Source organism: Marinobacterium aestuariivivens (assembly GCF_042661465.1).
GTDB lineage: Bacteria > Pseudomonadota > Gammaproteobacteria > Pseudomonadales > Balneatricaceae > Marinobacterium_A > Marinobacterium_A aestuariivivens.
The window spans coordinates 3,724,585-3,743,506 of record NZ_JBHSWE010000001.1 but is presented as its reverse complement, the minus strand read 5'-3'; the positions used below and the strand labels follow the sequence as shown (position 1 = coordinate 3,743,506).

Genomic DNA, 18,922 nt, shown 5'->3' with positions numbered 1-18,922 from the left:
GAGATGAAACCGATGGCCAAGACAGGCGCTTTCAACTGGGACGATCCCTTTCTGCTCGAACAGCAACTGAGCGACGAGGAACGTCAGATCCGCGACATGGCCCACGCCTATTGCCAGGAGCGCCTGCAGCCCCGGGTACTGGAGGCCTTCCGCAACGAACATTTCGATCGCGATATCATGCAGGAGATGGGCGAGCTGGGCCTGCTCGGCGCCACCGTCGATCCGGAATACGGCGGCAGCGGCATCAGCCAGGTCGGCTACGGCCTGATCGCCCGCGAGGTCGAGCGGGTCGACTCGGGTTACCGCTCGGCGATGAGCGTACAGTCTTCGCTGGTGATGCACCCGATCGAGGCCTATGGTTCCGAGGAGCAGAAACAGAAATTCCTGCCGCGTCTGGCCACCGGTGAATGGGTCGGCTGCTTCGGCCTGACCGAGCCTAACCACGGTTCGGACCCGGGCTCGATGCTGACCCGGGCGAAAAAGGTCGATGGCGGCTACAGCCTCAGCGGCCAGAAGATGTGGATCACCAACAGTCCGATCGCCGACCTCGCCGTGGTCTGGGCCAAGTCCGACGCCCACGACGGCAAGATCAGGGCTTTATCGTCGAGCGCGGCACCGAAGGCTTCAGCACCCCGAAGATCGAGGGCAAGGTCAGCCTGCGCGCCTCCATCACCGGCGAGATCGTGCTCGACGAGGCCTTCGTACCGGAGGAGAACCTGCTGCCCGGCGCGTCCGGCCTGGCCGGCCCCTTCGGTTGCCTCAACAAGGCCCGCTACGGCATCGCCTGGGCGCCATGGGCGCGGCCGAGTTTTGCTGGCATGCCGCCCGTCAGTACTGCCTGGACCGCAAGCAGTTCGGCCGCCCGCTGGCCGCCAACCAGCTGATCCAGCTGAAACTGGCCAACATGCAGACCGAGATCGCGCTGGGGCTGCAGGCCGCGCTGCAGGTCGGCCGCCTGATGGACGCCGACAACTGGGCACCGGAGATGGTGTCGCTGATCAAGCGCAATAACTGCGGCAAGGCGCTGGACATCGCCCGCATGGCGCGTGACATGCACGGCGGCAACGGCGTCTCCGACGAGTTCGGCGTGATCCGGCACATGGTCAACCTCGAGTCGGTCAACACCTACGAGGGGACCCACGATATCCATGCACTGATCCTGGGCCGCGCCCAGACCGGCATCCAGGCATTCTGTTAAACCGTTCCGGTTTTACGCGGTGCGCTTCGCTTCGCGTAGGGCACCTTGACCGCCACGGATGGTGGAAATCCTGAAAACGCAGGAGCGGTTTTCAGGGGAGAGCAGCGAAACGTGCCAAATTTAGGAGTAGCGAAATGAGTGCCCAACCGCTCAAGGGAATCCGGGTCCTGGACCTGTCCCGCGTGCTGGCCGGCCCCTGGTGCGGCCAGCAGCTGGCCGATCTCGGCGCCGAGGTGATCAAGGTCGAACGTCCCGGACGGGGCGACGATACCCGCGCCTGGGGCCCGCCCTGGCTCGAGGGCAGCCAGGAGGCGGCCTATTACCTCAGCGCCAATCGCGGCAAGGCCTCGGTGGCCATCGATATCGCCCAGCCGGAGGGCCAGCGCCTCGTTCGGGAGCTGGCGCGCAACTGCGACGTGGTGCTGGAGAACTTCAAGGTCGGCGGCCTCAAGCGCTATGGTCTCGACTACGAAAGCCTCAAGGCCGGGAAGCCCGACCTGATCTACTGCTCGATCACCGGCTTCGGTCAGGACGGCCCCTATGCCCACCGTGCCGGCTACGATTTCATGATCCAGGGCATGGGCGGGCTGATGAGCCTGACCGGACAGCCGGACTCCGAGCCCGGCGGCGGGCCGGTCAAGGTCGGCGTCGCCTTCGCCGACATTTTCACCGGCATGTATGCCGCCAATGCGGTGCTGGCGGCACTGCTGCAGCGTGATCGCACCGGTCAGGGCACCCATATCGACCTGGCGCTGCTCGATGTCCAGGTCGCGGTGCTGGCCAACCAGGCACTCAACTACCTCTGCTCCGGCAAGGTGCCGCAGCGCCTCGGCAATGCCCACCCCAATATCGTGCCCTACCAGGCCTTCGCCACCCATGACGGCCACCTGATCCTGGCGGTCGGCAACGACGGTCAGTTTCAGCGTTTCTGCGAAGTGGCGGACTGCGTCGAGCTGGCCCGCGACGAGCGTTTCGTCACCAACCAGGCCCGGGTCACCAACCGCGATGCGCTGGTCATGCTGCTCAGGGAAATATTTCTGCGGCGCGATACCGAGGACTGGCTGGCGGCCCTGGAAGCGGTCGGCGTCCCCTGCGGGCCGATCAACAGCCTCGACCAGGTTTTCGAGAACCCCCAGATCAAACACCGCGGCATGAAGCTGACCCGCCCCCACCGCGAAGCGGGGTCCGTTTCGCTGGTCGGCAACCCGATCCGCTTCGATGGCGAGGCCCTGAATGCGCCGACCGCGCCACCGACCCTCGGCGAGCAGACCGACCCGGTGCTCAAACGCCTGCTCGGTCTGTCCGACGACGAACGACGCCGGCTTCGCAAGCAGGGCGTGATCGCCTGACGCAGGGACTCGCCTTCGGTTGTCGCCGGGCCTATCATGATGGCACTTATGAGCGGCCCGCCGGGCCGCGCGACGACAGGAGAATCCTATGGATCTGCATATCGCGGGCCGCCACGCCATCGTCTGTGCCGCCTCGAAGGGGCTGGGGCGCGCCTGCGCCGAGGCGCTCGCCGCCGAAGGCGTGCATCTGGTGATCAATGCCCGCACCCGGGAGGTACTGGAACAGACCGCCGCCGAGATCAGCCAGCGCTACGGCGTGACCGTCACCGCCGTCGCCGGCGACATCACCACTCTGGAAGGCCGTGAGGCCGTGCTGGCCGCCTGTCCGGCGGTGGATATTCTGGTCAACAACGCCGGCGGCCCTCCCCCGGGGACTTCCGCAACTGGGGCGAAGGTGACTGGCACCAGGCGCTGCAGAACAACATGGTGGCCCCGATCCAGCTGATCCGCGCGGTGATCGACGGCATGATCGAACGGGGTTTCGGACGCATCGTCAACATCACCTCCGGCGCCGTCAAGGCCCCGATCGCCGAACTGGGGCTCTCCAACGGTGCCCGCACCGGGCTCACCGGCTTCGTCGCCGGCCTCGCGCGCCAGGTCGCCGAGCACAATGTCACGATAAACAACCTGCTGCCGGGCCCGTTCGAGACCGACCGCCTCAACGCCACCTTCGCCGGTGCCGCCAGGGCCAGCGGCAAGAGCATCGAGGAGCTGCGCCAGGCGCGGATGCAAACCAATCCGAGCCGGCGCTTCGGCCAACCCGCCGAATTCGGCGCCGCCTGTGCCTACCTGTGTGGCGCCCAGTCCGGCTACATCGTCGGCCAGAACATTCTGATCGACGGCGGTGCGTTTCCGGGAACGCTGTAAAAGCCGCGCTGTATCCGTAGGAGCGCCGCCCCGGTGCGAACGACCGTCGTGCCGAATTGGTTCGCCTCGGGGCGAGGCTCCTACGCCAGCAACGCCACCCCGAACAGCTGGCCGTGACTGACGATCAGCACGCTGTACAGCAGCAGCCCGACGATCACGGCCAGCACGTCGAACAGTACTTTCGGCTGCATCACCGGAATCAACGTCCTGCGCGGACGGCTGAAGGCGATATCGAGCAGCGCGTAGACCAGGAAGGGCGCGAACAGCCAGGTCGAGGCCAGATCGCCATTGGCCAGCAGGTGACCGCCGGACCAGAGCGCCACGCCGATCAGCATCGGGTGACGCAGCTTGTGCTTCGTGAATGTCGGCAGGTAGGCCGCGACCACCAGCACCAGCGCCAGCGGCATCACCCCATGGGCCAGCAGGCGGCCAAAGCCGAACGGCCCCCAGAGAATGTCGGGCTCGATCGCCCGGTAGCCCCGGACCATCAGCACCAGCCCCGCCAGCGAAATCAGCGAATAGACCCCGAGGTAGGGCCAGCGCCCCCAGCGGTCGATCAGCCGCTGTCGCAGCGATGTGAACAGCGGCAGCAGGTGAACCGCGAAAAACAACACTATCCCTATCAGCATCTGAGCCATGGGCCCTCCGGACAACCCTGAACGTTTGCCCGTGAGTATAGATCAGCCGGACGACGTCAGACCGGCGGTGGCAGCCGCCGGCCTGTCCGGCTCAAAGCGTCGGATAGGTGGTATAGCCCTGCGCGCCCGAGGCATAGAAGGTACTGCTGTCCGGCGCGTTGAGCGGCGCCCGCAGACGCAGGCGTTCAGGCAGGTCCGGATTGGCGATAAAGGGCACGCCGAAGGCCACCGCATCGACCCGGCCGTCTTCGATCCAGGCATTGGCGGTTTCGCCGGTAAAACGCTCATTGGCGATGAAGGCACCGCCGAACTGCTGGCGCAGCTGTGGCACCAGGCTGTCGTCAGCTTCGGCCTCGCGCGCGCAGATAAAGGCGATATGACGCCGGCCCAGCTCGCGGGCGACATGGCCGAACAGCGCCGCCGGATCCGAGTCGCCGACATCGTGGGCATCGCAGCGCGGCGACAGGTGAACACCGACACGCCCCGCACCCCAGACGCTCAGCACCGCATCGGTGATCTCCAGCAACAGACGGGCCCGGTTCTCGATCGAACCGCCATAGGCGTCGCTGCGCCGGTTGGTGCTGTCCTGCAGGAACTGGTCGATCAGGTAGCCGTTGGCGGCGTGAATCTCGACTCCGTCGAAACCGGCGGCCCGGGCATTTTCGGCACCGAGCCGGTAGGCCTCGACGATCTCCGGAATCTCGGCGGTTTCCAGCGCCCGGGGCCGCGCATAGGGCTTTTCGGGCCGGACCAGACTGACATGGCCGGCCGGCGCGATGGCGCTCGGCGCCACCGGCAGTTCGCCGTCGAGGTAGACCGGATCCGAGATGCGACCGACATGCCAGAGCTGCAACACGATCCTGCCACCGGCGGCATGCACCTCGTCGGTGATGCGGCGCCAGCCCGATACCTGGGCCTGGTTCCAGATGCCCGGGGTGTTCGGATAGCCGACGCCCATTGGTGAAACCGAAGTCGCCTCGGTGATGATCAGTCCGGCAGAAGCGCGCTGACGGTAATATTCGCGCATCAGCTCGCTCGGCACCCGCCCTTCATCGGCACGACAGCGGGTCAGAGGCGCCATCACGATGCGGTTGCTCAACTCGATATCGCCGATCCGTACCGGCTCGAAAAGTGTCGCCATGATCTTCTATCTCCTTTCGGGTAACGCCCTGTCGGCGTTCCGCTTCTTTCTAAAGTCGTCACGATCGACGGCCTGGCACCGAACAACAACAGGCTCAGCTGGCCAGACACCAGGGGTCCCTGCAGTGGCACTGCCCGGATTGTGCGGCCTTGGCGGTACGGTAACTCAGCCGCATCGGGTCCAGCCCGATATCGCGCAGCGTGCGACGATCGAGCCGCTCAGCGCGGGATGCCTGGAGTCGTCCAATATAACGTCGAAAATTCTGGATCAGTTTCATCTTTGCCCTCCCGATAAACAAACCGACCGGTATGTAGACGGAATTTAAACATACCGGTTGGTATGCAGTCAACGGAGAATACTCTCTGTCCTCGGTCAGATGAGTAAGCTTCAAGCAGGCGACGAGTGCGTGGCCGGCGCGCGCAATACACGCATCGAGAGTGCAAAGTGCGCAACCCACGTCGGGGTTACCGCGTGCAGAATCCTGTACAAGTACTAAGATGTTGAAATTACTTATATTTTTATAAATAAAAAACTGGCCTGGTAGTTGCTATCTAACAAGGTGCCTTACAACAATAACTATCGAGGAAAATGTGATCATGAAAAAAGTTGTCGCATGCAGTACAGCCGCCCTGGCCCTTTTGCTCGGAGGCGGCAGCCAGGCTTCCGAAATCCGTGTCGGCTTTACGCTCGATGCCCTGACGATGGACCCGGCCAACCACCGCAATCGTGAAACCGAAACCATCCTGCGCAACCTGTACGACGGCCTGGTCACCCGCGATGCCCAGATGAAGGTGGTCCCCGAGATCGCCGAGTCCTGGACCGCGATCGACCCGACGACCTACGAGTTCAAGCTCCGCGACAGCGTCAAGTTCCACAGCGGCGATGCGCTGACCGCCGAGGATATCAAGTTCACCTTCGACCGCCTGATCCAGGAAGGTGCCATGGATGGCCAGAGCAGCCCGCGCGCCGGCCTGCTGGGGCCGCTCAAGAGCATCGAGGTCGTCGACCCGAAAACGGTCCGCTTCCACCTCGAATCCCCTGGCCGATCCTGCTGGCAATGCTGCCGTTCCAGGAAGTGGTCAGCAAAAAATTCGTCGAAGAGGTGGGCAGCCAGGGGATGGCCGGCCAGGTCAACGGCACCGGTCCGTTCAGGCTGAAGGAGTGGCGCAAGGGCGACGCCATCATCATGGAAAAGTTCGATGACTATTATGGCGGCTCGAGCGAAATTCCGCCGGTCGGCCCGGCCTGCGTCGACCGGGCCGTGTTCAAGGTGATTCCGGAGAGCGCCTCCCGGGTCGCGGCACTGCTGTCCGGCGACGTCGACATCATCAACGAACTGCCGCCCCACGCGATCTCCCAGGTGACCCAGAGCCCCAATGCCGAGGTGGTGACCGTCAACGGAACCCGCAGCTTCTTCATCTCGCTCAACAACCAGAAGCCGCCGTTCGATGACGTTCGCGTGCGCCAGGCCGCCAACTATGCCCTGAACAAGAAGCTGATCATCGACCGCATCCTCAACGGCAAGGCGACGCCGATCAGCGGCATTCTCAGCCCCGATGCCTTCAGCCATGACCCTGACCTGCCGACCTACGACTACGATCTGGAAAAGGCCAGGCAACTGCTGGCCGAAGCGGGCTACCCCGACGGCCTCGATGTCACCCTGGATGTAGAGGGCGGCTTCAAGGATATCGCCGAGGCGGTCGGCTCCGTCCTGACCAAGGCCGGCATCCGCACCCGGCTGGTAGTCGGCGAAGGGACGATGCTGAAGCAGGAATGGCTCAGCGCGGACCAGGCCAGAGAGGGTGACATGTGGTTCACCTCCTGGGGTAACGGCTCCCTCGATCCGGTCGACATCTTCGACCCCGTACTCGCCACCGGTGCCCGGGGCAATTCCGCCGGTTATTCGAACCCGGAACTCGACAGCCTGCTGAGCCAGGCCGGAACCCTGATGGATGCCGACAAGCGCACCGAGCTCTACCACCAGGCCCAGGCGATCGTGAACCGGGACGCGCCGCTGATCTTCCTCTGGGTGCCGCAGGATATCTATGGCGTCTCGAAGCGCCTGTCCGGCTGGCAGCCGAGCGCCGACAGCCGCATCAACCTGCATGATGCCTGCGTCGACTAAACCCACAGCCTGGGAGCGTTCTAGATGTCTTACGGTAAACTGTTGGAACGAATTGCCCAGCTGATTCCCGTGCTGCTCGGCGTCAGCGTCATCGTGTTCTTCATGATGACGCTGACACCGGGCGACCCGGTGGAAATCATGCTTGGCGATCAGCACGTCACCGAAGCCCAGGAAGAGGCGCTGCGTCACGACATGGGGCTGGACCTGCCGGTGCATGAGCGGTTCGTCAAGTTCGTGACCAACGCCGCCACCGGCAATTTCGGTCTGAGCTTCTACCATCGCCGTCCGGTCATCGACGTCATCGCCGAGCGTCTGCCGGCGACGATCGAGCTGAGCCTGGTGGCGCTGCTTCTGGCCCTGGTCACGGCGATACCGCTCGGGGTGCTGGCGGCGATCAAGAAGAACACCCTTGTCGACCGCCTCGCCACCGTCGGTTCGCTGTTCGGCGTCTCGATGCCGGGTTTCTGGTTCGGCATCCTGTTGCTGCTGCTGTTCGCCGTCAATCTGCAGTGGCTGCCGGTCTCCGGTCGCATCGGCTACGGCGCCGAAGTGCCGACCGTGACCCATATGCTGCTGATCGACACCCTGCTGGCGGGACAGTGGAGCAATTTCAAGGACGCCCTGGCCCATATCATCCTGCCGGCCATCACCCTGGGGCTGCCGATGGCGGCGATCCTGACACGCGTCACCCGCACCTCGATGCTGGAGGTGCTGAAGCAGGACTACGTCACCTTCGCCGAAGCCAAGGGGCTGAGCCGCCGCCGGGTGATCTTCAAGCATGCGCTGAAGAACGCCCTGATGCCGACGGTCACGGTCGCCGCGATCGAAACCGGCTCGCTGCTGGGCGGCAACATGATCGTGGAGACGGTGTTCGGCTGGCCGGGCCTCGGACGGCTGGTGGTCGAGAGCATCTTCGTGCGCAACTACCCGCTGGTACAGGCCGCGGTGCTCTTCTACGCCTCGACCTACGTGTTCCTGAACTTCCTCGCGGATATTCTCTATACCCGCCTGAACCCGAGGGTTAAGCTATGACCGCCGCCGTTCAGTCCGTGCAATTCCAGACCGAATCGCCACTGGTGCGCAATCTGCGCCAGTTCGCGACCAGCCGGCTCAGCCTGATTTCGGCCCTGGTGGTGCTGGCGTTCTGTGTACTGGCGATCTTCGCGCCCTGGATCGCACCGCACGACCCCAACGAGACCGACCTCTTCCTGCGCCTGCAACCGCCATTCTGGATGGAGGGCGGCGATATCGCCTACCCGCTGGGCTGCGATGCCCTGGGCCGCGACATCCTCTCGCGCATCATCTACGGTTCGCGCGTGTCGATCTTCATCGGCCTCGTGGTCATCCTGCTGGCGACCGCGGTCGGCATCCTCGCCGGCCTCGCCTCCGGCTACCTCGGCGGCAAGGTCGATATCGTCATCTCACGCATCGTCGACATCCTGCTCGGCTTTCCGTACCTGATTTTCGCCATCGCGCTGATGGCGATGCTCGGCCCGGGCCTGCAGAACATCGTGCTGGCGCTGGTCTACAAGGAGTGGGTCATCCCCTGCCGCGTGGTGCGCGGTGAAACCCTGGCCGCGCGCGAGGTCGAATATGTCGAGGCCGCCAGGGCCGCCGGTGCGTCCGGGCGCTACATCATGCTGCGGGAGATTCTGCCGAACATCCTGTCGCCGGTGATCGTGGTGTCGACCGTGCGCATGGCGAATGTAATCATCCTCGAGGCCAGCCTGTCGTTCCTCGGCCTTGGCGTACAGCCGCCGACCGCCTCCTGGGGCGCGATGGTCGCCGATGGCCGGGTCTTCATGCTCGAAGCCTGGTGGGTCAGCACCTTCCCGGGTCTCGCCATCCTGCTGCTGGTACTGGCGCTGAACGTCGCCAGCCAGGGGCTGCGCGATGCCTTCGACCCGAAATTCCACGATTGAGGAGGGCTGCCCCTTGAATGCCAACAACACCAATATCAAGCCGCAGGTCCAGTCCAAATCGATCCTCAGCATCGAGGATCTGCAGACCTGCTTCGCGACCCGCGACGGTCTGGTCACGGCGGTCGACGGCGTCACCCTCGAGGTCCGCCCCGGCGAATGCCTCGGCGTCGTCGGCGAGTCGGGCTCCGGCAAGAGCGTGACCTTCGCCTCGGTGATGGGCCTGATCAAGAAGCCGGGCTACATTGCCCGCGGTTCGATCCGCTTCGCCGGCCGTGAGCTGGTCGGCATGGGCGATCGCGATTACCGCCGGCTGCGCGGCAAGGACATCGCCATGACCATGCAGGATGCGCTGACGGCACTGAATCCCGCCTACACCGTCGGCGACCAGATCCTCGAGGTGATCCTGGCCCACGACGACAGCCTTTCCGGCAGCAAAAGACAGCGTGTCCGGGAAGCGAAACGCAAGGCCGTGGAGATGATGCAGCTGGTCGGCATTCCGTCGGCCGAGAACCGGCTCGACGAATACCCGCACCAGTTCTCCGGCGGCATGCGTCAGCGCATCATGATCGCCATTGCCCTGGCCTGCCGTCCGAAGCTGCTGATCGCCGACGAACCCACCACCGCGCTGGATGTGACCATCCAGGCCCAGGTGCTGGAACTGATCGCCGATATTCGCCGGGAGCTGGGCATGAGCGTCGTGCTCATCACCCATGACCTGGGTGTCGTCGCCGAATACTGCGACCGTGTCGTGGTGATGTATGCCGGCCAGATTGTTGAAAGCGGCCCGACGCTCGACGTCGTCGGCAACCCCAAACACCCCTATACACGGGGATTGCTGGGCTCGATCCCGGACCTCGAGGACCTCAGCCGCCCGATCGAGCCGATCCCGGGCCAGGTGCCCGAGCTGATCGACCTGCCGCCGCAGTGCCGCTTCCTGTCCCGCTGCCCGTACCGCACAGCCGATTGCGAGCAGAATATCGCCATGCGGCGAACTTCCGAGGAACGGGAGGTACGATGCATACTGTTTGAGGGGATCGAGCAATGAACAGCATAAAACTGGCAAGCCAAACGATGACCAGGTCCGAATCGCAGACCGATGCCGCACCCGCCGAGGTGCTGCTGAAGGCCGAGAATATCGTCAAGCACTATGACAGCCGCCGCGGCCTCTGGGGCAAGCTGACCGGCAATCCGGGCAACCTGGTCGCGGCGGTAAACGGCGCCAGCCTGGAAATTCGCCGTGGAGAAACGGTGGGCCTGATCGGCGAAAGCGGCTGCGGCAAGAGCACCCTGGGCCGCACACTGCTGCGGCTGCACGAGCCGACCTCCGGCCGGATCCTGTTCGACGGCACCGACGTCACCAGCCTGTCGCCGGCGGAGATGAAGGCGATGCGCCAGCACATGCAGATCATCTTCCAGGACCCCTATGCTTCGCTCAATCCGCGCAAGACGGTCGAGGAGCTGGTCGGTCTGCCGCTGAAACTGCAGGGGGTCACGAAAAAGGCCGAGCTGCGCGAACGGGTCGCCGAGATCGTGACCAATGTCGGCCTGAAAACCAGCCACCTGTCGCGCTACCCGCACCAGTTTTCCGGCGGACAGCGCCAGCGCATCGGCATCGCCCGGGCGCTGATCCTGCATCCGCAGTTCGTCGTCTGCGACGAGCCGGTCTCGGCGCTCGATGTATCGATCCAGGCGCAGGTGATCAAGCTGCTGGGCGACCTCAAGCGCGAACTGGGGCTGACCTACCTGTTCATCTCCCACGATATCTCGGTGATCGGCTACATCAGCGACAGCATCGCGGTGATGTATCTGGGCGAGATCGTCGAATCGGGTCCCACCCGTGAGGTGTTGAAAAACCCGAGCCATCCCTATACCCAGGCTCTGCTCTCGGCGGTGCCGCGCGTGGGACATGCAAAACAGGGACACGAACGCATTCGACTGCAGGGCGACCTGCCGACGCCACTCAATCTGCCGAGCGGCTGCAAGTTCCACACACGCTGCCCCTATGCGTACGAACGATGCCGCACAGAAGCACCGCAGCATCACCAGGCCGGCGAGTCTCACCGGGCCGCCTGCCACCTGCTGGACCCGAACATCATCGCCAGGCAACAGGAGGCCCCGGAATGAAGACCGAAACCGGTACGCCGGTCCTGCTCGAGGGCCACGCCCGCGAGCGCGGCCTGGCCAGGCGCGACTGCGGCCGGACCTGACCGATGCGGTCAAGTCCGCGATCAAGATGCGGCTTGACGGCCTGAATCTGGATGCCGATGCACTCGACTACCTGGCACAACAGCAGGCGCTGTCGCAACGCCTGTTCCCGGAGCAGGTCGCCGAACTCGACGGCATCGCCGAGGGCTTCGGCCTGGCCGGCGACGACCTCTTCACCTACCTGCATGCCGCGGTGCTCGAGGACCGCGGCCGGGGCGTGCAGATCCACGACGGCTGCTCGGCCCTGGCGCTCGCACATCGCGGCTGCGGCCCATTGCTGGGCAAGAACCGCGATTATCGCGGCGAGCATGCGCAGCTGCAGGCCGTATTCCGGCACCAGGGTGCCGACATCGCCACGGGCGCCATGATCTGCGTCGGCAGTTTCGGCAGCCCCGGGGCCTTTTCCAGCGGCATCAACGGCCGGGGGCTGGCGATCGTCGATACCCGGTGCCGACCCGGGACCATGGCGTCGGCGCCCTGCGATACCTGTTGATGACCTGGCTGCTGAGCGAGGCGGACAGCGTCGAACGGGCGCTCGAGATGATCGCCTCGGTGCCCCATGCCGGTGGCGGCAACCTGGTGCTGGCCGACCCGTCCGGTGCCCGGGCCGCGGTCGAGCTCGGCCATCGCGGCACGACGGTCGAGCGCGCCGAGTGCGACTGGATCGCACGCACCAACCACTACCTCAGCGCGCCGCTGTGCGACAGCCATCCCGAGGGGCCGCTGGATTCGATCGGCGCCAGCTCGCGCGGGCGCCTCGCCCATATCCGCGAAATCGCCCCGGGCCTGCCGGACAGCGACGGCCTCGCGCCGGTCGCCGCGCTCTTCGCCTCTCACGACAGCGACGGCCGCACCGGACTGTGCAGTCACCCCGTGGGCGATGGCCCGCGCACCATCTCGACGTCGCTGTATCTGTGCCGGGACAGGGCGCTGTGTTTCTCCGATGGAAATCCCTGCCTGGACCGCTGGTACCGATTCCAGTTAGCCTAAAGGCCTCTCGGCAACAGTGGTAACAAAGGTATGGCCTACCGGGGCGAACTGATAGGGGAGCACCCCTCCATCGAACAGACGCGGGCACTGATCAGCAAGATCGCCCGCAGTCCCGCCAGCAGCGTGCTGATCTATGGCGAAACCGGCACCGGCAAGGGCGTGGTCGCGCGCATGCTGCACCAGCAATCCAGCCGCAGCGCCCAGGAGTTCGTCGACATCAACTGCGCGGCCATCCCGTCGGACCTGCTGGAGTCGGAACTCTTCGGCCACGAGAAAGGCGCCTTCACCGGCGCGGTGACTCGCAAGAACGGCCTGGTCGAAACCGCCGACGGCGGCACCCTCTTCATGGACGAGATCCGCGATCTCGACCTGGTGCGCCAGGCCAAGCTGCTGTCCTTTCTCGATACCCAGGAATACCGTCGGGTCGGCTCGGTGACCCCGATCCATGTCGACGTGCGCTTTATCGCCGCGACCAACCGGATTCTCTATCGCGAAGTGCTCGACGGCCGCTTTCGCGACGACCTCTACTTTCGCCTCCAGGTGGTGTCGCTCAACATCCCGCCGCTGCGCGAGCGCGGCGACGATTGCCTGGTGCTGACGGAATACTTCCTGCGCAAGTTCAACACCCGCTACGATCGCAGCATCAGCGGCTGGGAGCCGGCGGTGGCGGACATCTTCCGCGCCTACCACTGGCCGGGCAATGTGCGCGAGCTGGAAAACCTGCTCGAGCGCATCTTCATTCTCGAGGAGGACAATAAGATCCTCGTCCGTCATATCCCCGACCGCATCCTGCGTGAAGTCGACAGACCCCAGGCGCGCAAGGCGGTTGCCACCGGCCAGGTCCAGGGCTTCGACTACGACGGCCTGAGCTTTCACGATGCGACCGAGCAACTGCACCGCACCATGATCGAATCGGCGCTGGCGCGCAACCGCCACAATATCACCGACACCGCGGCGGCCCTGGGACTGTCGCGCCATTCGCTGCGCCACCATATGCTCAAGCTCGGCCTGCAATCGACATCGGATGCCGAAGACAGCGCCTGAGTGCTCTGCCCCCCAGGGCAATCGCACTATCACGAGGCGATGACAAGATCGTCAGGGTCGATGTGGTCGGGCCTGTCTGACACGCCGTGAACTCGTCCCTGAGGGCTCGGCTGCCGCCGTCCTGGCGGCAGACGGTCAGCCAGACCCGACCACATCAGCCTCGGCGAGCCCGGTGCCGGTACGAAAACGGCTTAGTTCCGGCATTTGCAGCAACCGTTGCCATGCTGCCGAACCCCAAGCCTTTCTTCGAATCCCTCCCCGATCCGCGCCGGACCACGCAAAACAAGCTGCATGGGCTGTCGGACATCCTCGGTATCGCCCTTTGTGCAATACTCTCCGGCATGGATGACGGGGAAGCCGTGGCAGAATTTGGCCGTACCAAGGAGGACTGGTTGCGACAATTCTTGCCGCTGCCCAACGGCATCCCCTCCCACGACACCTTCGGGCGCGTCTTTTCCCTGATCGACCCGGAGGCGTTCGAGGCGGCGTTTTTCGATTGGGCCGCCCATGCCCGAATCGGCGGCGACAGGCTGGATCAACTGGCACTGGACGGCAAAGCCGTCCGCCGCTCCCATCGTGGTTCAGCGGCTCGTGCACTGCACCTGCTTCATGCCTGGTCCTGTGAGGCTCGCCTGTTGGCGGCTCAACGCCGGGTGGACGCGAAGGCGAACGAGATCACGGCCCTGCCCGAGATCCTGTCCTTGTTCGACCTGGACGGCGTCACGGTGACGATCGACGCTATCGGCTGTCAGAAAACGGTGGCCCGGCAGATCACCGAGGGCGGTGGCGACTATGTGCTGGCCCTCAAGGGGGACCAGAGCACCTTGCATGACGACGTTCGCTTGTTCATGGACACCGAAGCCAAACACCATCCCCAGGGCCACGCCGACGCCGTGGAGAAAGACCACGGCCGGATCGAAACACGCCGCATCTGGGTCAGTGACGAGATCGACTGGCTGGCGCAGAATCTGGCCCTCATCCGGCGCTTCGCCCTGAACCTCCTGCGCCAGGCCAAGGGCTCCAAACCCGGGGTCAAGAATAAGCGGCTGCGTGCTGCCTATGACGACGCCTTCCGGGCCTCGGCGCTGCAGCTGACGCCGCGAGTGCACTGAGGGTTCTCGCCGCCGGCTTGCCTGGCCATTGTCGGGTAGCGAACCGGGTTCGGTGCGCCTGTCGGTTGGCACCGCGCTGTCGAGGGGTGGGGGTACCGCTTCAGGGCGACCGTCTGCCGCCATGGAGGGCGGCAGCCGAGCGGTCAGGGACGACGTAAAGCGTGTCGCCCGGAAACGGTACCGCCGGCCCGGACTGGCACTCACAGTCGTCAGGTAGTGCGATTGCCCCCGCCTTCCGGCCCCGCACGGGCCGGGCGCCACGCCCGTCCATTGCTCCTTCCAGCCGTTGCGTCGATCCCACGCAACGCCGTGTGCGCCCCACGCACCGCAGTATCAAATCCCGCTCGTGGCTGTTCGGCCAAATGATAATTTATTGAAAAAAAGAGCTTTTTATTCCATGCGCGATTGGCACACAACCTGCTAATGACCTAAGGCCGGCGATCATTTACTGACCCGAAAACCCTAAGCGTTATCTGCGAGGAAGCCAGAATGTCAACAATGAAAATAATCTGCCCTAACGGCCATCTGGGATTCGCCCCACTGAAAGTCCAGAGCTTTCAGTACGGCGTAGAGGCCAAGCCCGATTTTATCGCCGCCGATTCCGGCAGTGACGATGTCGGCCCGGTTCCGCTGGGCACCGATACGTCGACCAGCCCGGAGCAGTGGCAGCGCCACGACCTCGAGCAGATGTTGCTGGCTTCGCGCAGCCTGGACGTGCCGATGATCATCGGCAGCGCCGGCGACACCGGTTCAAATAGCCGCGTCGACCTCTATGTCAATATCATCAAGGAGCTGGCCGAGAAGCACGGCCTGAAGCGTTTCAAGATCGGCTACTTCTACTCCGAAGTCGACAAGGAGCTGGTGCGCAGCAAGATCCGCTCCGGCGATGCCATCACCGGGCTCGATGCCCGTGCCGACCTGACCGAAGAGGTGCTGGACCGCACCGAGCGCATCGTCGCCATGGCGGGCGTCCATCCGTATCTGAAACTGCTGGACGAAGGTTGCGACGTAATCATCGGCGGGCGCTCCAGCGACAGCGCCCTCTTCGCCGCCGCGGCGCTCTACAAGGGCTATCCGGAGGCGCTGTCCTACTACCTCGGCAAGGTGATGGAGTGCGCCTCCTTCTGCGCCGAACCCTACGGCGGCAAGGAGACCATCCTCGGCGAGATCTCCCAGGAGGACGTCAAGGTCACCGCGATGCATCCGGAACAGCGCTGCACCGTCGCCTCGGTGGCGGGCCATGCGATGTACGAACGTTCGAACCCCTTCTTCGAATTCGTCGCCGGCGGCAAGCTCGACATGACCCACTGCCAGTACGAGCAGGTCGCCGAAAAAACCACCCGCATCACCGGCCCGGTGTTCGAGCCGGCCGGGGAGTTCAGGGTCAAGCTGGAAGGTGCCGGCAAACTCGGCGAGCGCTACGTCGGCATCGCCGGCATGCGGGACCCCTATACCATCAAGCACGTCGACCAGGTCATCGAATGGGCCAAAACCCAGGTGCGCGAGCGTTTCGGCGACGAAGGCTATGAACTGTACTACAACGTCTTCGGCCGCAACGGCGTGATGGGCGATCTGGAACCGGTGACCGAGAGCCAGTCCCACGAGCTGTGCATCGTCTGCCAGGGCGTCGCGCCGACCAAGGAGATGGCCGAGGAACTGACCATCACCGGTACCCGCCAGCTGTTCTACGCCCGCCTGCCGGACGTCAAGGGCACCGCCGGCGGCGTCTCCTTCGTGCTGGACGAGGTGCTGCAGGCCAGCCCCGCCTACGAATGGACGCTGAACCATACCATGTCCGCAAAGGACGGCCTTGAACTCTTCCCGACCCACACCGACGAAGCCGGCATTTAAGCCAGGGGCGCACCGATGAAAACCAGAAAGCTGTCCGATATCGCCAAGACCATCCGCAGCAAGAACGCGGGCACCGACAAGATCACCTTCGACATCATTTTCCGGGAAAGAGCGGAATACGAGCTGGTGAAACAGAGCGGCGCCATTACGCGTGAGACCATGGCAAAACTCTATCGCATTCCCGAAGAGCGCATCTCCGACTTCGTCGAATACGATCCCGCCTATGCCATCAAGTTCACGATCTACCGCGAGCGCCCCAGCGGCAGCCCGGGCGATGCCGATATCTTCGGCGCCCAGCAGTACGCACCACTGCTGGACATCGAAATCCCCTGCATCGACTGATAAGCGTGCCGGCCCGGGAGAGCAGGACTCTCCCGGGGTCTTTCGCCCTCTCACTGCGGCAGGCTCCAGGCATGCCGAAAAATGCACGCAAATCCGCACTGCCGGTCGAACTTCTCCCTCCTTTTCACCGTCCAATGTTAATGCTTTCGGCTCCTGATCCCGAGCGCCCGACCGGACGGCGGCAGGACCGACGAGGAGACCCCTATGCTGGACGGACTTTTCCCTCTGCCCTGGTGGGGCTATGTGATCGCCCTGCTGGCGCTGACCCATGGCACCATCGTTTCAGTCACCATCTTTCTGCACCGGGCCCAGGCCCATCGCTCCCTGACGCTGCATCCGGCGATCAGCCATCTGTTCCGCTTCTGGCTCTGGCTGACCACCGGCATGGTGACCCGCGAATGGGTGGCGATCCATCGCAAGCACCATGCCCACTGCGACGCCGACGGCGACCCCCACAGTCCGCAGCTGCTCGGCATCTCCCGCGTGCTCTGGCGCGGCGCCGAACTCTACCGGCAGGCAGCAAAAGGCGATGACGCGATGCTCGAACGCTATGGCCAGGGCACACCGGACGACTGGCTGGAGCGTCACCTCTACAGCCGCCACCGATCTCTCGGCCTGGGCCTGATGCTGCTGATCGACCTGCTCTGCTTCGGTGTCCCCGGTCTCAGCATCTGGGCGCTCCAGATGGCCTGGATCCCCTTCTTCGCCGCCGGCGTGATCAATGGTCTGGGGCACTGGGGCGGTTACCGCAATTTCGAAACCGCCGACGCCTCGACCAACCTGCTCCCCTTCGCCGTGCTGATCGGCGGCGAAGAGCTGCACAACAACCACCATGCGGCGCCGGCTTCGCCACGGCTGTCGTTTCGCTGGTTCGAACTGGATATCGGCTGGGCCTATATCCGCCTGCTGTCCTGGCTGCGCCTGGCACGGATCCGCCAGACCGGGCTGCTGCCCAAGCTGGCCGCCGACCTGAGCCCGAGAACCTGGTCGAGCCGGCTGCATGTCCTGAGTGTCTACGGCAAGCGCGTGTTGCTGCCGCTGCTGAAACGGGAATGCCGGGGCGCCACACGGGCCCAACGGCGCCTGCTCAAGCGCGCGCGCTGGCTGATGCTGCGCGAGAAACGCAAGCTCACCGAACAGCAGCGCCATTGCCTCGACCGCTCGCTGTCCCTGAGCCGCCGCCTCGCCATCGCCTACGACTATCAGCTGCGGCTGCGCGCGCTCTGGCAACTGCCGGGCCGCTCGACCGACAAACTGCGCCTCGCACTGCAGGACTGGTGCCAGGACGCCCGCCAGTCCGGCATCGACAGCCTGGCGGAGTTCGCCGAACTGGTGCTCAGGGCTCAGCAGCGCGACCCGGCACTGGCACGGTCCTGACTCCGACTCTTTCGAGCCGTGACGCTGACAAGCCGTTGTGAAAAGCTCGCAGTCATGCGGGCACCGCGAACCGCCAGCCGCGGACCGGCGCTTGAGAGTTGGCCGGCATCGCCTAGTATGAATAGGCATCCGCCGCCGGAAAATATGACACATGTACCAGAAACTGACGCGAACCGGCCTCTTCCTGTTGCTGCTGTTCGGCCTGAATACAGGCGCTGCCGCCGATGAGGCGAAAGACTTTGTCGTCGCCCTGACCCGGGAACTCGAGACCGCGTTGATGGCAGCACGGGAACAGGGGCTGCTGGAGAATCAGCAACACCTCGATGACCTGATCGACCAGCACATACTGCCCTATGTCGACCGGGAAACCCTCTGCAAGAAGGTGTTCCGTCCGCGCTGGGAGGAAATCGTCGCCCAGGGCAAGGCCGATGATGCCTATGACGCCGTTTTCGCTTCCCTCAAGCGTACCTACCGGCTGGCGCTGGCGGCCTACAACGGCCAGCAGATCGAGGTCGGCGACAGCATCGACAAGGGCCGTTACAGTATCGTGAGGACCCGTGTGCATACCCGGGAAAATGGCCACAACATCGATCTGGCACTACACCGGCTGGAAGACGGCTGGCGCATCTTCGATGTCTCGGTGGACGGCGTCGTGGTGACCAGGACGCTGAACGGTTCGATCCAGCGGGTTCTGCAGGCGGACGATATCGACGCCGTCATCGACGCCATCAATCCGCCGCCTGCGTCCTGAGGGCCAGGTC

General features: G+C 64.5%; 18 protein-coding genes and 2 pseudogenes. 17 read left to right on the top strand and 3 right to left on the bottom strand.

Going from position 1 to position 18,922, the window contains the following annotated elements; translation table 11 throughout:
- The first annotated feature begins 12 nt into the window (after positions 1–12).
- The 3 genes and pseudogenes from ACFQDL_RS19575 to ACFQDL_RS19565 all read left to right on the top strand — a co-directional run bounded on the left by ACFQDL_RS19575 (position 13) and on the right by ACFQDL_RS19565 (position 3,414).
- A pseudogene (locus ACFQDL_RS19575) lies at positions 13–1,198 on the top strand (acyl-CoA dehydrogenase).
- 134 nt (positions 1,199–1,332) lie between these two features.
- Positions 1,333–2,547, top strand: a complete 1,215-nt coding sequence (locus ACFQDL_RS19570; protein ID WP_379910482.1) for a CaiB/BaiF CoA transferase family protein — start codon at positions 1,333–1,335, stop codon at positions 2,545–2,547.
- A gap of 88 nt (positions 2,548–2,635) precedes the next feature.
- Positions 2,636–3,414: pseudogene (locus tag ACFQDL_RS19565) on the top strand (SDR family oxidoreductase).
- Positions 3,415–3,494: 80 nt separating this feature from the next.
- On the opposite strand, the gene ACFQDL_RS19560 reads toward ACFQDL_RS19565, so the two are convergent.
- The 3 genes from ACFQDL_RS19560 to ACFQDL_RS19550 all read right to left on the bottom strand — a co-directional run bounded on the left by ACFQDL_RS19560 (position 3,495) and on the right by ACFQDL_RS19550 (position 5,470).
- Positions 3,495–4,052 carry an NnrU family protein gene (locus ACFQDL_RS19560; protein WP_379910481.1) on the bottom strand — a complete coding sequence of 186 codons (558 nt, stop codon included), beginning with the start codon at positions 4,050–4,052 and terminating at the stop codon, positions 3,495–3,497.
- A gap of 91 nt (positions 4,053–4,143) precedes the next feature.
- Entirely contained in the window at positions 4,144–5,193 is a 1,050-nt protein-coding gene (locus ACFQDL_RS19555) for an alkene reductase (RefSeq protein ID WP_379910480.1), read from the bottom strand.
- A 94-nt stretch (positions 5,194–5,287) separates the two neighbouring features.
- Positions 5,288–5,470: a hypothetical protein gene (locus tag ACFQDL_RS19550; RefSeq protein ID WP_379910479.1), complete on the bottom strand. Its 183-nt coding sequence runs from the start codon at positions 5,468–5,470 to the stop codon at positions 5,288–5,290.
- Between the two features lie 319 nt (positions 5,471–5,789).
- On the opposite strand from ACFQDL_RS19550, the gene ACFQDL_RS19545 reads away from it, so the two are divergent.
- From ACFQDL_RS19545 to ACFQDL_RS19480, 14 genes are all read left to right on the top strand, one after another.
- Positions 5,790–6,350: an ABC transporter substrate-binding protein gene (locus ACFQDL_RS19545; protein ID WP_379910478.1), complete on the top strand. Its 561-nt coding sequence runs from the start codon at positions 5,790–5,792 to the stop codon at positions 6,348–6,350.
- Positions 6,269–7,318 (top strand): ABC transporter substrate-binding protein, encoded by a 1,050-nt coding sequence (locus tag ACFQDL_RS19540; protein WP_379910477.1) that lies wholly within the window; start codon positions 6,269–6,271, stop codon positions 7,316–7,318. Before ACFQDL_RS19545 ends, ACFQDL_RS19540 begins: the two co-directional genes overlap by 82 nt.
- 24 nt (positions 7,319–7,342) lie before the next feature.
- Positions 7,343–8,350, top strand: coding sequence for an ABC transporter permease (locus ACFQDL_RS19535; protein WP_379910476.1), 1,008 nt, complete (start codon positions 7,343–7,345; stop codon positions 8,348–8,350).
- On the top strand, positions 8,347–9,240 hold the full coding sequence (locus ACFQDL_RS19530; protein ID WP_379910475.1) for an ABC transporter permease: 894 nt from the start codon (positions 8,347–8,349) through the stop codon (positions 9,238–9,240). Before ACFQDL_RS19535 ends, ACFQDL_RS19530 begins: the two co-directional genes overlap by 4 nt.
- A 13-nt stretch (positions 9,241–9,253) precedes the next feature.
- Positions 9,254–10,285 (top strand): ABC transporter ATP-binding protein, encoded by a 1,032-nt coding sequence (locus tag ACFQDL_RS19525; RefSeq protein WP_379910474.1) that lies wholly within the window; start codon positions 9,254–9,256, stop codon positions 10,283–10,285.
- A gap of 26 nt (positions 10,286–10,311) precedes the next feature.
- On the top strand, positions 10,312–11,364 hold the full coding sequence (locus ACFQDL_RS19520; RefSeq protein ID WP_379910473.1) for an ABC transporter ATP-binding protein: 1,053 nt from the start codon (positions 10,312–10,314) through the stop codon (positions 11,362–11,364).
- A 109-nt stretch (positions 11,365–11,473) separates the two neighbouring features.
- Positions 11,474–11,938 carry a C45 family peptidase gene (locus tag ACFQDL_RS19515; RefSeq protein WP_379910472.1) on the top strand — a complete coding sequence of 155 codons (465 nt, stop codon included), beginning with the start codon at positions 11,474–11,476 and terminating at the stop codon, positions 11,936–11,938.
- Positions 11,938–12,435, top strand: coding sequence for a carcinine hydrolase/isopenicillin-N N-acyltransferase family protein (locus tag ACFQDL_RS19510; RefSeq protein WP_379910471.1), 498 nt, complete (start codon positions 11,938–11,940; stop codon positions 12,433–12,435). The genes ACFQDL_RS19515 and ACFQDL_RS19510 overlap by 1 nt, the downstream gene beginning before the upstream one ends.
- Before the next feature lie 30 nt (positions 12,436–12,465).
- Positions 12,466–13,479 (top strand): sigma-54 interaction domain-containing protein, encoded by a 1,014-nt coding sequence (locus tag ACFQDL_RS19505; protein ID WP_379910470.1) that lies wholly within the window; start codon positions 12,466–12,468, stop codon positions 13,477–13,479.
- 221 nt (positions 13,480–13,700) lie between these two features.
- On the top strand, positions 13,701–14,591 hold the full coding sequence (locus tag ACFQDL_RS19500) for an ISAs1 family transposase (RefSeq protein ID WP_465263971.1): 891 nt from the start codon (positions 13,701–13,703) through the stop codon (positions 14,589–14,591).
- A 489-nt stretch (positions 14,592–15,080) separates the two neighbouring features.
- Positions 15,081–16,442, top strand: coding sequence for an acyclic terpene utilization AtuA family protein (locus ACFQDL_RS19495; RefSeq protein ID WP_379910469.1), 1,362 nt, complete (start codon positions 15,081–15,083; stop codon positions 16,440–16,442).
- A gap of 15 nt (positions 16,443–16,457) precedes the next feature.
- Entirely contained in the window at positions 16,458–16,784 is a 327-nt protein-coding gene (locus tag ACFQDL_RS19490) for a DUF4387 domain-containing protein (protein WP_379910468.1), read from the top strand.
- Between the two features lie 204 nt (positions 16,785–16,988).
- Positions 16,989–18,161, top strand: a complete 1,173-nt coding sequence (locus ACFQDL_RS19485; RefSeq protein ID WP_379910467.1) for a DesA family fatty acid desaturase — start codon at positions 16,989–16,991, stop codon at positions 18,159–18,161.
- A 151-nt stretch (positions 18,162–18,312) separates the two neighbouring features.
- Positions 18,313–18,912 (top strand): ABC transporter substrate-binding protein, encoded by a 600-nt coding sequence (locus ACFQDL_RS19480; protein WP_379910466.1) that lies wholly within the window; start codon positions 18,313–18,315, stop codon positions 18,910–18,912.
- The last annotated feature ends 10 nt before the right edge of the window (positions 18,913–18,922 follow it).